Annotated in this window: 15 protein-coding genes; 10 read left to right on the forward strand and 5 right to left on the reverse strand. The window is 73.2% G+C overall.

What is annotated here, in order from left to right; genetic code table 11:
* The first annotated feature begins 109 nt into the window (after nucleotides 1-109).
* Nucleotides 110-958, forward strand: coding sequence for a TIGR02452 family protein (locus ACZ5VC_RS23155; RefSeq protein WP_469121929.1), 849 nt, complete (start codon nucleotides 110-112; stop codon nucleotides 956-958).
* A 31-nt stretch (nucleotides 959-989) separates the two neighbouring features.
* Here the strand turns inward: ACZ5VC_RS23155 and ACZ5VC_RS23160 are convergent, their stop codons facing one another.
* The gene (locus ACZ5VC_RS23160) at nucleotides 990-1,448 is read right to left on the reverse strand and encodes a type II toxin-antitoxin system PemK/MazF family toxin (protein WP_469121930.1); all 459 of its coding nucleotides are present in this window, start codon (nucleotides 1,446-1,448) and stop codon (nucleotides 990-992) included.
* A 318-nt stretch (nucleotides 1,449-1,766) separates the two neighbouring features.
* Between ACZ5VC_RS23160 and ACZ5VC_RS23165 the strand changes: the two genes are divergently transcribed.
* Entirely contained in the window at nucleotides 1,767-2,894 is a 1,128-nt protein-coding gene (locus ACZ5VC_RS23165; RefSeq protein ID WP_469121931.1) for an enolase C-terminal domain-like protein, read from the forward strand.
* Between the two features lie 70 nt (nucleotides 2,895-2,964).
* On the opposite strand, the gene ACZ5VC_RS23170 is transcribed toward ACZ5VC_RS23165, so the two are convergent.
* On the reverse strand, nucleotides 2,965-3,459 hold the full coding sequence (locus tag ACZ5VC_RS23170) for an alpha/beta hydrolase (protein WP_469121932.1): 495 nt from the start codon (nucleotides 3,457-3,459) through the stop codon (nucleotides 2,965-2,967).
* A gap of 407 nt (nucleotides 3,460-3,866) precedes the next feature.
* On the opposite strand from ACZ5VC_RS23170, the gene ACZ5VC_RS23175 reads away from it, so the two are divergent.
* From ACZ5VC_RS23175 to ACZ5VC_RS23185, 3 genes are all read left to right on the forward strand, one after another.
* The gene (locus tag ACZ5VC_RS23175) at nucleotides 3,867-4,955 is read left to right on the forward strand and encodes a LacI family DNA-binding transcriptional regulator (protein ID WP_469121933.1); all 1,089 of its coding nucleotides are present in this window, start codon (nucleotides 3,867-3,869) and stop codon (nucleotides 4,953-4,955) included.
* 69 nt (nucleotides 4,956-5,024) lie between these two features.
* The gene (locus tag ACZ5VC_RS23180; protein ID WP_469121934.1) at nucleotides 5,025-5,297 is read left to right on the forward strand and encodes a hypothetical protein; all 273 of its coding nucleotides are present in this window, start codon (nucleotides 5,025-5,027) and stop codon (nucleotides 5,295-5,297) included.
* A gap of 172 nt (nucleotides 5,298-5,469) precedes the next feature.
* On the forward strand, nucleotides 5,470-6,654 hold the full coding sequence (locus tag ACZ5VC_RS23185) for a thiolase family protein (protein ID WP_469121935.1): 1,185 nt from the start codon (nucleotides 5,470-5,472) through the stop codon (nucleotides 6,652-6,654).
* A gap of 131 nt (nucleotides 6,655-6,785) precedes the next feature.
* Here ACZ5VC_RS23185 and trxA read toward each other — a convergent pair whose 3' ends face one another.
* Nucleotides 6,786-7,151: a thioredoxin gene (gene trxA / locus ACZ5VC_RS23190; RefSeq protein WP_469121936.1), complete on the reverse strand. Its 366-nt coding sequence runs from the start codon at nucleotides 7,149-7,151 to the stop codon at nucleotides 6,786-6,788.
* A gap of 115 nt (nucleotides 7,152-7,266) precedes the next feature.
* On the opposite strand from trxA, the gene ACZ5VC_RS23195 reads away from it, so the two are divergent.
* Nucleotides 7,267-8,697 carry a dihydrolipoyl dehydrogenase family protein gene (locus ACZ5VC_RS23195; protein WP_469121937.1) on the forward strand — a complete coding sequence of 477 codons (1,431 nt, stop codon included), beginning with the start codon at nucleotides 7,267-7,269 and terminating at the stop codon, nucleotides 8,695-8,697.
* A gap of 200 nt (nucleotides 8,698-8,897) precedes the next feature.
* On the opposite strand, the gene ACZ5VC_RS23200 is transcribed toward ACZ5VC_RS23195, so the two are convergent.
* Together ACZ5VC_RS23200 and ACZ5VC_RS23205 are read right to left on the reverse strand one after the other, a co-directional pair.
* Nucleotides 8,898-9,515 (reverse strand): class F sortase, encoded by a 618-nt coding sequence (locus ACZ5VC_RS23200; RefSeq protein WP_469121938.1) that lies wholly within the window; start codon nucleotides 9,513-9,515, stop codon nucleotides 8,898-8,900.
* The gene (locus ACZ5VC_RS23205) at nucleotides 9,512-10,195 is read right to left on the reverse strand and encodes a DUF4142 domain-containing protein (protein WP_469121939.1); all 684 of its coding nucleotides are present in this window, start codon (nucleotides 10,193-10,195) and stop codon (nucleotides 9,512-9,514) included. The genes ACZ5VC_RS23200 and ACZ5VC_RS23205 overlap by 4 nt, the downstream gene beginning before the upstream one ends.
* 350 nt (nucleotides 10,196-10,545) lie before the next feature.
* On the opposite strand from ACZ5VC_RS23205, the gene ACZ5VC_RS23210 reads away from it, so the two are divergent.
* From ACZ5VC_RS23210 to ACZ5VC_RS23225, 4 genes are read left to right on the forward strand one after another with little or no spacing between them, the layout of a single operon-like run.
* On the forward strand, nucleotides 10,546-11,004 hold the full coding sequence (locus ACZ5VC_RS23210; protein ID WP_469121940.1) for a hypothetical protein: 459 nt from the start codon (nucleotides 10,546-10,548) through the stop codon (nucleotides 11,002-11,004).
* On the forward strand, nucleotides 11,001-12,230 hold the full coding sequence (locus ACZ5VC_RS23215; protein WP_469121941.1) for an NRAMP family divalent metal transporter: 1,230 nt from the start codon (nucleotides 11,001-11,003) through the stop codon (nucleotides 12,228-12,230). Before ACZ5VC_RS23210 ends, ACZ5VC_RS23215 begins: the two co-directional genes overlap by 4 nt.
* Nucleotides 12,230-12,655: a hypothetical protein gene (locus tag ACZ5VC_RS23220; RefSeq protein WP_469121942.1), complete on the forward strand. Its 426-nt coding sequence runs from the start codon at nucleotides 12,230-12,232 to the stop codon at nucleotides 12,653-12,655. The genes ACZ5VC_RS23215 and ACZ5VC_RS23220 overlap by 1 nt, the downstream gene beginning before the upstream one ends.
* Entirely contained in the window at nucleotides 12,642-13,031 is a 390-nt protein-coding gene (locus ACZ5VC_RS23225; protein WP_469121943.1) for a hypothetical protein, read from the forward strand. The genes ACZ5VC_RS23220 and ACZ5VC_RS23225 overlap by 14 nt, the downstream gene beginning before the upstream one ends.
* Nucleotides 13,032-13,054 lie beyond the last annotated feature (23 nt).

Here is a 13,054-nt window from a genome sequence, read left to right on the forward strand (position 1 = left end):
GCCACGGTCGTCGACCGCACAAGTGCGCCCTTTCGTTGCCGCGCGCGATCGCCTCCGGGCTGGGAAAATAGATCGCTCGACCGGGGCGTGTGCCGCAATGATCGCGGGTATGAGTGCACGATTGCGCGGCATCGCCAAGGAGACCGAGACCATCGTCGAAGCGGGCCGCTACCGGGCCCCCGGAGGCCGCGAGGTGGAGCTGGGGCCGGCGCTGGCCGCGTCCCTGGCCCGGACCCGCATGTACGGCCCCGAGCCGCTCCCCGTCGTCCCGGACGCCGGCCGAACGACCGTCGTCGAGGTGACCGGCGAGAGCAGCCTGGAGGCCGCCCGGCGTCTGACCGGGACCTCTCCCGGCCCCGTCGGGGTACTGAACTTCGCCTCCGCCCGCAATCCCGGCGGGGGCTACCTCAACGGCGCCCAGGCCCAGGAAGAGGCCGTGTGCCGGGGCTCCGCGCTCTACGCCACGCTGCTGAGGGCGCCCGAGTTCTACGCGCACCACCGGGACGACCGCAGTCCCTTCTACTCCGACCGGGTCATCCTCTCTCCCGGCGTCCCCGTCTTCCGCGACGACCGGGGACGGCTCCTGGAGACGCCGTACGAGGTCGGGTTCCTCACCTCTCCCGCGCCCAACGCCGGGGTGATCCGCGCACGCACGCCCGAGCTCGCCGGCCGGATCGGCGAGGCGCTCGGCTCACGGGCCGAGCGGGTCCTGGAGACAGCCGTCACCGGCGGCTACCGGCGGCTGGTGCTCGGGGCGTGGGGCTGCGGGGTCTTCCGCAACGATCCGGCGCAGGTGGCGGGGGCCTTTCGCGCCCTGCTCACCGGGGAGGGCCGGTTCGCGGGGCACTTCGACGAGATCGTCTTCGCGGTCCTCGACCGGACGGCGGGCGGCGCCACGCTCGCCGCGTTCCGGACGGCGTTCGGGAGCTCCGGAAGCTCTCGGGAGCCGCGGAACTGAGGGAGGCGGCGGATGCCGGCGACGGCCGAGGTCAGGACCAGCCGTAGCGCTCGACGAGGCGCAGCACGACGAGGTCGAACCGCCGCCGGTCCAGCGCACACGCCTCGCGCCGCATCCCGTCCTCATGGACCCGCAGCACCCGGTCGATGTCCACCCATGACTCGCGCCGGGCGCTGTCCCAGTCGCCGACTCCGATCGGAACCCATTCGCGGTCGTTGTCGTGACGCTTGCTGGAGAGCTGCACGGCGAGGAGTGTGCCGGCGGCCTCCCGGGCCACCACCAGGACCGGACGGTCCTTGCCCCGGCCGTCGTTCTCCTCGAACGGCACCCACGTCCACACGATCTCACCGGGGTCCGGATCCCCGTCCCGGTCGGGGGCGTACGAGGTGCGGACCGGGCCCACGTCGAGCGGGTCGGCCTCGGTCGTGGCGGAAGGGCCCTGCCGGCCCGGGTGGTTCGGGGTACTGGAGAAGATCGTCACCCGCCACACCGTAGAGCCCGCACCACCCGCCCCGAAAACTCCCGGACGGCGAATGTGCCGCGGTGAGGTGACAGGGCGATGTGACATAGATGGCCCCCCGCGCTTGCGTCCGCACGACCTCGGTCACTTAATTTCCGCAATCGACCGACCGAGTGGAAGGGGGAGGGCAGCGCCCACCATGCGAGCCGAAGCCATGCGCGGGGGCGCTGCGCAGACCTCGTCGTCCGCCCCGCGGTCCGCCCCGATGCCGGTGCTGATGTCCGCTGTGCTGCCCGCGGTGCTCGCGAGCCGCCCGGCCGCCCTCCGCCGCCCGGGCGGTGCCACGGCATGAGCGGCGAGACCTGGGAGCTCTTCAGAATCGCGGCCGGCGTGCGAAGAGAGTGGCTGGTCCTGCGGCTCTCCGCCGACGAGGCGGAGGGGCTGTACGGATACGGCGAGTGCTCCGACGCCGGCCCGCTCGCCAAGGTGGTCGCGGTCCTCGAGACGGCCGTACGGCATGGACTGTGCTCCGAAACGGCGCCGAACGATCCCGGCGACCGGGACGCCGCCGAGTGCGCGGACGCGGACCGGCGCGCCGTCGAGTCGTGCTTCGCGGGGGTCACCGTCGGCGGCGGCATGGAGCAGGCCCGCACCGATCTCGCCGCGCGCCTCGAAGGCCTGCCCCTGTGGTCGTGGATGGGCGGCAGCCGTCCCGGCCCGATCGAGCTGTACGCGAGCCTCGGCCGTGCACCCGGCGGGCGCACCCCGAAGGACCTCGCCGGCGTCGCCGGGCGGGCACTGGCCGACGGGTTCCGCGCCGTGAAGGTGGCTCCCTTCGATGCCCCGGGAGAACTGCCGCTGTCCCAGCTCGGAATCGCCCGGCTCAAGGCCGTACGGGACGCCGTCGGAGAGCGCACCCTGCTGATCGCCGACGCGCACGAGCGGCTCACCTTCGACGAACTCGTGCCGCTGCTGGGCCCGTTGGACGACCTCGGCCTCCACTGGCTGGAGGACGCCGTCTGTATCAGCCGCCCCCGGGAACTGGCCCGGCTGCGCGCCCGCACCGTGATCCCGCTGGCCGGAGGCGAGTACGCCTGCGACCCCGCCGAAGTGTGGCGCGTGGAGGGGCTGATCGACGTGCTCCTGCCGGACGTCAAACACGCCGGCGGCACGTTGGGCGCCCGGCGCCTGGCCGACGCGGCCGCCGCCCGGATCTCCGTCCACAACCCCGTCGGCCCGGTCGCCACGCTCCACTCCGCCCATCTCACCGCCGTGTGTGCCACGGCCGAACCGATGGAGTACGCGTTCGGGGACGCCCCGTGGCGGTCCGATGTGGTCCACGGCGCCGAACGCGTCGACGACGGCCGCCTCACGCTGCCCGACGCCCCAGGTGTCGGCCTCGAACTCGACACCACCCACCCGGCGGTCACCCGCGTCTGGACCGGCCGCCTGGAGGACCGGCGCCCCACGGACTGAACCGGGCGCCTCACCCGAGGACGAGCCGGGCGACGCCCCGGCCCGCCCACTTCGGCGCCCGGCCCGGAGCTCAGATCCAGCCGTCCAGCGAGGCCATGAAACCGTCGAGGTCGTCGCGGTGGATCGTGTGGCCCGCCCCCGCCACCGTGCGGACCTCGAAACCCCTCTGCCTGAGGACCCCGGCGTTCGCCTCGGAGATCAGGAAGGTCGGGTCGGCGAGCGTGACCAGCGACGGTACGGCCGGCTTCGCCGGCAGCAGGTCCGCCCCGGCGAACGGCTCGAGCCCGTACGCCGACCGCTCGTCCCACAGCTTCAGCGTCTCCAGCTCGATGCCGACGTCGGCCGTCTGCCACCGCGGGTTCATCGCCCCGGTCTGCTCACCCGTCACCCCCTTGGCCCGGGCGAACATCTCCGGCCGGAAGCCGTCCTCGCCGCCCGCCAGATGCCACGCCGGGTCGGAGAAGACCGCGCACCGCGGCGCGAGCCGCTCCACGGCGAACGCGAGCGTCAGACCGCCCAGCGAGTGGCCGATGGCCAACTCGGCGCCGGTGGGCAGCGTTTCCACGATGTCGTCGGCGAAGTCCTGCGGTGCGTAGCCCCTGGTCGCTTCGCTTCGTGCTGTGCGGCGCGGACGCAGGGACAGCCGCGGAGTCGGCCAGAGCGGCGGAGGCCCGTGTGACAGCCGGTGGAACCAGCCGGGTCGGCTCCGGATCGAGTCCTGTGCTCGCGCACGACGCTGCGCGCACCCCGGCGCCCCCGCCGTGAAGGACGTGAGGCCTCCGTTCGCCAACACCGGGTCGGCCGGGCCGGATCGGCCGGTGAGTCCCGGCGGCGGACGCGGGCGTCGAACACGCCTTCCGGCCCCGGGCGGAGCCGGGGTGCGCCCGCGTCGGGGGCGGGTGTTCCCCGGCGCTCGAATCAGGCCATCCGCCAGATCCGGGCCCGCACCGGTCTGGAAGGATGCCGAGCGCGATGAGACAGACACCCCACCAGACCTCCCGTCCGGCACCCGGACAGCCCGCCGAGCTCCCCGGTCACCCGGCCGGGCGCCCCGGGCCCGTGACCGAGCGCGCGGTCCCCACCAGTGCCGACGTCGCCCGGCTCGCGGGAGTGTCCCGGGCCACCGTGTCGTACGTACTGAACAACACCGCGTCCGTCCGGATCAGCGAGCCCACCCGCCGCAGGGTGAGGGCGGCCGCCGAGGAGCTCGGGTACGTGCCGCACGCGGCCGCCCGCAGCCTGCGGGCCGGCCACAGCCGCATGGTGCTGCTGCCCACCGCGCACATCCCGGTGGGGCCCCTCTACAGCCGCTTCTTCAATGAGCTCCAGTGGGCTCTGCGGCGCCTCGACTACACCGTCGTCCAGTACGGCAGCCTCGGCCTCGACGGCGACGAGGCCGCGCGCGCCTGGGCCGAGCTGCGCCCCGTCGCGGTGGTCTCGCTCGGCGAGATCGCGCTGACCCCGGACGGAGTCGAGCTCCTCAAGCGCTCCGGGGCGAAAGCCGTCATCACCCTCGGTGCCGGCCGGGTCGAGGGCGCCCACTCCCTCGTCATGGATCAGCGGGAGGTCGGCGCCTGCGCGGCCACTCATCTGCTGGAGCGCGGGGCGCGGCGGATCGGCGTGGTGATGCCAGGGGAGCCGGGTCTGGAGATGTTCTCCGAACCCCGCCTCGAAGGCGCCCGCCGGGCCGTGAGCGGTACGGATGCCGTGATCGAGCCACTTGGGCTGCGGTACGAGGAAGAGTCGGCCGCCGCGCTCGCGGCCCGCTGGCGTGATCTCGGGCTGGACGGGGTGTTCGCCTACAACGACGAGTACGCGATGCTCCTGATGCACACCCTGCAGGACGCGGGCATCGACATCCCCGGCGAAGCCGCCGTGATCGGCTCCGACGATCTGCTGCTGGGCAGACTGCTGCGGCCCCGGCTCAGTACGGTCCGGATCGACATGGTGTCGGGGCAGCACCTGGCCGAGCTGGTCGACCGGGTGGTCCGCGACCCGGAGGGCACGGGGGAGCGGCACGATCTCATGGGCGCGCGGGCCGTCCGGCGGGAGTCCACCTGACGCGGCCGCCGCCGGAGGCATCGCCGATCCGGCGCGCGAACGGGCCCGCCTCGGCTTAGCGTCGCGTCCATGAGCACAGTTCCGAAACGCTTCGAGATCCTGCTGGTATCCGAGCACGTGGACGACCGGGGCGACGCGTCCGTCCGCGACAGTGCCATTCGCTCGGCGGTCGTCGAGGCCACGGGCGAGAAGGGCGCCTCGGGCTATCCCCGCTACGCGGGGCACGGTCTGGTGGCCGACATCGACCCCGAGACACGTACCGTGGAAGCGCTGCTCGTGGACGGCGCCGAGCTGGACTACGGGCTGACGGCTCTGGTGGCGCGGGAGGGCCGCGACGGCTGAGCGAGGGCTCGCGACCGTTGGGCACGAGGAGGTGAGGCCGTTGCGTGCAGGAGCCACTCACTCCCGTGCGAGGGCGTTGACAGGCGGCGTCACCCGACGCAGACTCGGGCGACGCAATTCCTGAATGATATTTCACCTGGCGAACGCCCGGCGGCCTGTGGGAGAGATTTCGATGAGCATCCGCGACGTGTACATCGTCGACGCCGTCCGCACCCCGATCGGCAAGTTCGGCGGGGCGCTCTCCTCCGTCCGCCCGGACGACCTGGCCGCGCACGTCGTCAAGGCGCTCGTCGACCGCGCGCCCGCGCTCGACCCGGCCAGGATCGACGACGTGTACTTCGGGGACGCCAACGGCGCCGGCGAGGACAACCGGGACGTGGCCCGCATGGCCGTCCTGCTCGCCGGTCTGCCCGCCTCGGTGCCCGGCGTCACCGTCAACCGGCTCTGCGGCTCCGGCCTCGAAGCCGTCATCCAGGCCGCCCGCGCGATCGCGCTCGGCGACGCCACGGTCGCGATCGCCGGCGGCGTCGAATCGATGTCCCGCGCCCCGTGGGTGCTGCAGAAGCCGGAACGCGCCTTCCCGGCCGGCCACCAGCAGCTCCACTCGACGACGCTCGGCTGGCGGATGACCAACCCGCGGATGCCCGCCGAATGGACCGTCGCCCTCGGCGAGGGCGCCGAACTGGTCGCCGACAAGCACGCGATCACCCGCGAGCAGCAGGACGCGTTCGCGCTCGCCAGCCATCAGAAGGCCGCGGAGGCGTGGGCGAAGGGACTGTACGAGGACGAGGTCGTGCCGTACGACGGTGTCGACCTCGCCCGCGACGAGTGCATCCGCGACAACACCTCCCTGGAGGCGCTGGGCCGGCTGAAGCCTTCGTTCCGTACGGACGGGACGGTGACCGCAGGCAACGCGTCGCCGCTCAACGACGGTGCCGCCGCACTGTTGCTGGTCGACGAGGAGGGGCTGCGGGAGTACGGGCGCGAGCCGCTCGCCCGGATCCGGGCCTCGGCCGTCACCGGGATCGAGCCGCAGCTCTTCGGTCTCGGCCCGGTGGAAGCGGTCCGCCGGGCGCTCGCCAAGGCGGGCCGGTCCTTCGAGGACCTGACCACCTTCGAGCTCAACGAGGCCTTCGCCGCACAGTCGTTGGGCTGCCTCGCGGAGTGGCCGGAGCTGGACCCGGCCGTGGTCAACCCGCGCGGCGGGGCCATCGCCGTCGGACACCCTCTGGGGGCGTCGGGCGCGCGGCTGGCCGGTTCCGTCGCACACCAGTTGGCGGCTGCGGGGTCGGGCACGGGCCTGGCGGCGCTGTGCATCGGCGTGGGCCAGGGACTGGCGCTCGTCCTCGAGCGCTGAGTCCGGTGGCGGGCCGACTGCGCGACCGCCGCGTTCGGCCGGGGCGACGGGAGCGCCGAGTACGGACGCGCTGACGCAGAAGGGCGCGTGCCCCCGGGGGGAACGCGCCCTTCATCCGGTCCCGGCGGACGTCATCCCTGCTTGGCCGCCTCGACGGACTTGCGCACCTCGTCCATGTCGAGCTTGCGGGCCTGCCCGATGACATCCTCGAGCGCGGCCTCCGGCAGGGCCCCGGGCTGGGCGAACACCGCGATGTTGTCGCGGACGATCATCAGCGTGGGAATCGAGCGGATCTCGAAGGCGGCGGCCAGTTCCTGCTCCGCCTCGGTGTCGACCTTGGCGAAGACCAGATCCCCGTGGCGCTCGGACGCCTGCTCGTAGACGGGGGCGAACTGACGGCACGGACCGCACCAGGAAGCCCAGAAGTCGATCAGAACGAACTCGTTCTCGCTCACGATCTGATCGAAGTTGTCCTTGGTGAGCTCGACAGTGCTCATGCTTCCTACCTCTTCCGGTCGTCGTCCGACTCGTGCCCCCCACAACGGCGCACGGGCCCGCGCTATTCCGCTGCCCGTGTGGCCAGGGCGCACACCTCCCTCCACACTGTGCGGTATGACGCGAGCGGTGGAGTACGACGTAGTGGTACTGGGCGCGGGGCCCACGGGAGAGAACGTGGCGGACCGGGCACGCGCGGCGGGCCTCGATGTGGCCGTCGTGGAGAGCGAACTGGTCGGCGGCGAATGCTCGTACTGGGCGTGCATTCCCAGCAAGGCGCTGCTGCGCCCGGCCCTCGCGCGGGCCGACGCACGCAAGGTCCCCGGGCTGCGCCAGGACGTCCAGGGCCCGCTGGACACCGCCGCCGTCCTCGCGCACCGCGACTGGAACGCCTCCCACTGGAAGGACGACGGCCAGGCCGGCTGGATGGAATCCGTCGGCGCCCGCCTCTACCGGGGCCACGGCCGTCTCGACGGAACCCGCCGGGTCACCGTCGCCGGCCCGGAGGGCGAGCACCACGTCCTCACCGCCCGCCACGCCGTCGCCGTGTGCACCGGCACCCGCGCCGCCCTGCCCGAGCTCCCCGGCCTGACCGGCGCGAAACCCTGGACCAGCCGTGAGGCCACCAGCTCCGCGCACGTCCCCGGCCGGCTCGCCGTGGTCGGCGGGGGAGTGGTCGCCGTGGAGATGGCCACGGCGTGGCAGGCCCTGGGCTCGCGGGTCACCATGCTGGTACGGGGCGGCGGGCTGCTGCCCCGGATGGAACCGTTCGTCGGCGAGCACATCGCCGACGCCCTCACCGAGGCCGGTGCCGACATCCGCCGGCACACCGCCGTCGCCGCGGTCGTCCGTGACGGCGGCACCGGACCCGTCACCGTCGTCCTGGAGGGCGGTGACCACATCGAGGCCGACGAGGTCCTGTTCGCCACCGGCCGCACACCGCGCACGGACGACATCGGGCTGGAGAGCGTCGGGCTCGAACCGGGTTCCTGGCTCCGCGTCGACGACAGCTGCCTGGTCGAGGGCAGCGACTGGCTCTACGCCGTGGGAGACGTCAACCACCGCGCTCTCATGACCCACCAGGGCAAGTACCAGGCCCGCGTCGCCGGCGGGGCGATCGTCGCCCGCGCCACGGGCAAGGGCCCGCTGGACACCGGCCGCTGGGGCGCCCACGCGGCCACCGCCGACCACGCCGCCGTGCCGCAGGTCGTCTTCACCGACCCGGAGGCCGCCTCGGTCGGCCTCACCCTCGCCGCCGCCGAATCCGCCGGGCACCGCGTGCGCGCGGTCGACTACGACCTCGGCGCCGTCTCCGGCGCCGGACTCTACGCCCACGGCTACCGGGGCCACGCCCGCATGATCGTCGACCTGGACCGCGAGATCGTCCTCGGCGCCTCCTTCGTCGGGCCGGGCGTCGGCGAACTCCTCCATGCGGCCACGATCGCGGTGGCGGGCGAGGTCCCCCTCGACCGGCTCTGGCACGCGGTCCCGGCGTTCCCGACGATGAGCGAGGTGTGGCTGCGGCTGCTGGAGACGTACCGAGGCTGAGGACGGGCGGACGGGCGGACGGGCGGACGGGCGGACGGGCCGACGGGTGTAGGGGCGGACGGGCGGACGGGCCGACGGGTGTAGGGGCGGACGGGCGGCCCGGGCGTCGGGCAAGACGGGGCGGACTGACGCGGCCCGGGCGTCGGGGGCGGACGAGCGGGCATCGGGGCGGGGCGGACGGGCGGACGGCCCTCGCCGCCTCAGTCCGGCCTCGCCGGCTTCGCGTACAGCACCAGATTGCTGTCGTAGCTGCCCGCCTCCCTGTCGTACTCCCCCGCGCAGGTGACGAGGACCAGCCGGTGGGCGCCCTCGCGGGTGAACAGGTCACGGGGGAGCGCCTGCTGGGCGTAGGTGCGGCGGGCGACGACCGTGTACGGATGGGCGCGGCCGTCGGCCGCGACCAACTCCACGCCGGCGCCCAGGGGAAGCTCATGCAGGACGGCGAACGCCCCCAGCCCCTCGGGGGTGTCGACATGTCCGGCGAGGAGAACGGTGCCCCGGGCGGCTCCGGCCGGCGCCCCGAGCGCCCACCACCCGCCGCGGCGCGTGTCGCGGGGGAGCGCCAGCGCGCCGTCGGCGGTGGCGGCGACCGGAACGAGCGGGGCATGCAAGCCGTTCGGGCCCCTGACCTCCAGGGGCGGTGAGGCGGCGGGCCGGCCGGCCGGCGCGACGGTGGCCACCGCGGTCGGCGGCACCACGCCCGCGTCTCCCGGAGGATGCGGGCCCGTCACCATCGCCCAGCCGGTGGCCACGCCCATGGCGCCGAGGCCGGCCGCCGTGGCCGCGAGCGCCCGGCGGCCCGCCGGGCCCCGCGTCAACGGTCCTGTGTCGACCGCCGCCGACTGCGGATCAGCCACGCGGTGCCGAAGCCCGCGAGGATCCCGCCGGCGGCCAGGCTCACGGCCCCGGCCACGGTGAGCGGGTCGTTGGTCATCTCGGCCAGCTGCCCGCCGCTGCCGGCCTTGACCATCCCCGCGTCCTTGCCCGCGTGACAGTTGCCGCCCTGCACCATCTGGAGGTGCATCGCCACCACCGGCCGCGCCGCCCGCGCGGCGGCGATCACCTCGGCGTTCTTGCCGTCCTCGAGCTCGTCGTCGATCATCGCGAGTGTCTTGGTGTGGGCGGTGTCCTGAAGCTTCAGCCAGGCCGCGTCATAGGCGGACGTCCCCGCCTTGGCCTGCACCGCGGCGAGCTCGTCCCGCTGTTCCTGGGTCGGGCCGGCGGGCAGCGCGATGCTCAGTTTGTCGGCCAGGGTCTTCACATCGGCGTCGAGCTTGCCATGATCGCGCACCAGTACCGCGCCGACCGACTTCACACAGGCACTGGTCGCGTTCTTCTCCGCATCGCGCCCGGCGGCGATCTCCGCGAGGTTGCCCTGGTGCGCGGCCTTGACGAACATCGTGTCCTGGTCGCTCACCGGGGCGGCCGCAGCCGAGGGCGCGGCTATTCCGCACACGGTCACCACGAGCGCGGCCACGGAGCCCATCCGAGTACGCATCACAACACGCTCCCTTCACGCCCTCCGGACCGCGGCGGGCGGAATCTTCGAAAAGGGCGCCGACTTAGCACCCGGGAGGTATCAATCCCCAACGACACGCCGTAGAGTGCAGCAATTCGGTCATTTCACTCCGACGGTCGATGTAGCGGCCGTCGTACGGCCGAAGCGACAGCGCACCCTCCCCGGGTCGCGCCGACGATGTGCGTGCGTCCCTGCCCCCAAAGCGGGTACGCGATCGCCCACACGGTGAGAGTGAGGTGACGCATGGACCAAGGGCTGGTGCTTCTTGCGGCATGGGGGCAGCTGGCGGTGCTGCTGGCCGTGGGGCTCTACTTCGTGGTCAGGGGCCGATGAGGGCCTCGGGGCGCCGGGCCGGTGCGATCGGCGGACTCGTCGCCCTGGCACTCGCGGCGGGGTGCGCGGGACCCTCCCGCACCGACGACGACTACCGGCGCAAGGCCGCCAACACCGCGGAGGCCGCCGCCTCCGTCGTGAACACCGCCCTCATCGGCGTCCGGGCGGCGGGCCGGGGCAAGGTCAGCGGGCCGTACATCTCCACGCTCCTCGGCGAGGCGGAGACCGATCTGCTCGCCACCCAGAGCACCTTCGAGTCCCGGCAGCCGCCCAGCGAGCACAGCGACGCCATCAGGGACCGGCTCGGCAAGGCTCTCGACGACGCCGCCGACGCCCTGGCCGACGTCCGGATCGCCGCCCGCCGGGGAGAGGTACGCCAACTGCCCGACAAGGAAGGGGCCTTGCCCGCGGTGGCCGGGCGGCTGGACGCGCTGGAGAAGGAGCTGTCGTCGTGAAGCGCCTGCTCGCCGTCACCCTCGGCATCCTGACCGCCATCGGCGGCTTCGTCGACATCGGAGACCTCGTCGCCTCCTCCCTCGTCGGCGCGCGCTTCGGCTTCTCGCTCGTCTGGGTGCTCCTCGTCGGCGTGGTCGGCATCTGCGTGTACGCGGAGATGGCCGGCCGGGTCGCCGCGGTGGCCGGCCGCCCGACCTTCGACCTGGTGCGTGAACGGCTCGGTCCGCGCGTCGCCCTGGCGAACCTGGTCGGCTCGCTGCTGGTGACCGTACTGACGCTCGCCGCCGAGCTGGCCGGCGTCGCCCTGGCCGTCGAGCTGATGAGCTCCGTCGACTACCTGCTCTGGGTGCCGGCCGTCGGTCTCCTCGTATGGCTGGTGGTCTGGCGGACCAGGTTCGAGACCATGGAACGCGTCTTCGGCCTGGCCGGACTCGCTCTGATCGTCTTCGTGGTCGCCGTCATCCAGCTCGACCCCGAGTGGGGCAGCGTCGTCGACCGGGTCACCCACCCCGAGGTACCCGGGGGAGAGGGACTGCCGACCTACTTCTATTACGGCATCGCGCTCTTCGCCAGCGCCATGACACCGTACGAGGTGTTCTTCTTCTCCTCCGGAGGCATCGAGGAGCGCTGGGGCCGCAAGGACCTCATCACCGCACGGATGAACGCGTTCATAGGGTTTCCGCTCGGCGGCCTGCTCGCTCTGGCCATCATGACCGCCGCCGCGCTGCTGCTCCACCCGGCGGGGGTGGCGGTCGAGCATCTGTCCCAGGTCGTCCTGCCGGTGGCGTACTCCCTGGGGAAGGTCGGCCTCGCCCTCGTCCTGCTCGGTGTCTTCGCCGCCACCTTCGGAGCCGCCCTGGAGACGGCGCTGTCCTCCGGCTACACCGTCGCCCAGTACTTCGGCTGGACCTGGGGAAAGACAGCGGCGCCACGCACCGCCTCGCGGTTCCACGCCGTCGTCATCATGTCCCTCGTCGGCGGGATGATGCTGATCCTCACCGGCGTGGACCCGATCAAGGTGACCGAGTACTCGCTGGTCTTCGCGGCGGTCGCCCTGCCGCTGACCTATCTGCCGATCCTCGTCGTCGCCAACGACCCCGAATACATGGGCGAGGCCGTCAACGGCCGCCTCGCCAACGTCATGGGCGGCCTGTATCTGGTCGTCGTGCTGGTCGCCGCCGCCGCGGCCATTCCCCTGATGATCGCCACGAAGGCAGGACTCTGATGCCCCGTCACGAAGACCCCGAGCGGTCCCGGCGCCGCGTCGGCCGCGCCTACAGCGCCCGTTTCCACCTGCTCGACCGTCAGGTCGTCGATCAGGACGAGAGGCCGGTGTGCAAGGTCGACGACCTGGAACTGGACCACGACGACCACGGTCGCCCCTATGTGACGGCCGTGCTGGTGGGACCGGCTGCTCTCGCGCCCCGGCTGGGCGGGATGCCCGCGCGGTGGCTCACCTCCGTCCAGCGGCGGCTGAACACGGGCCACGAGGAGGGCCCGGCCCGCCTCGACATGAGCCATGTCACGGGCATAGGAGCCGTATTGACCGTCTCCCTTCCGGAGGCGGGGTCCGGTGTGCACGCGTTGGAGGACTGGATGCGCGAGAACGTCATCGGCCGACTTCCGGGATCCGGTCATGCGGCTGGCTGACCTCATGGGCGCACGCGTCCTCGACTCCTCCGGCCAGGAGATCGGCCACGTCGGCGACGTGCGCCTCGTCGAGCGCCGGACGCCGTCGGGATCCGGCGCGGCCGGCACCGTCCTGCGGGTCGAGGGGCTGGTGGTGGCCACCCGGGGGCGCGGCCGGCTGTACGCCTACGACCACCGTCCGGTCGACGGCCCGCTGCCCCTGACGTGGCTGGCGCGCCGCGCCGCCCGGCGCGCCCGCTGGGTGCCGTGGGAGAGGGTCGCGGCCCATCAACGTCCCGAGCGGCTGGGAGAAGCGGGAACGGTACGGCTCACCGTCCGCGCGGAGGACCTGACCCCGCTCATCCGGGCCCACGACGACTGGGCCAAGTCCCTCTGACGCCCAGGCAGTCCCGGCACGCG

The sequence above is a fragment of the Streptomyces sp. NPDC033174 genome (assembly GCF_055577795.1).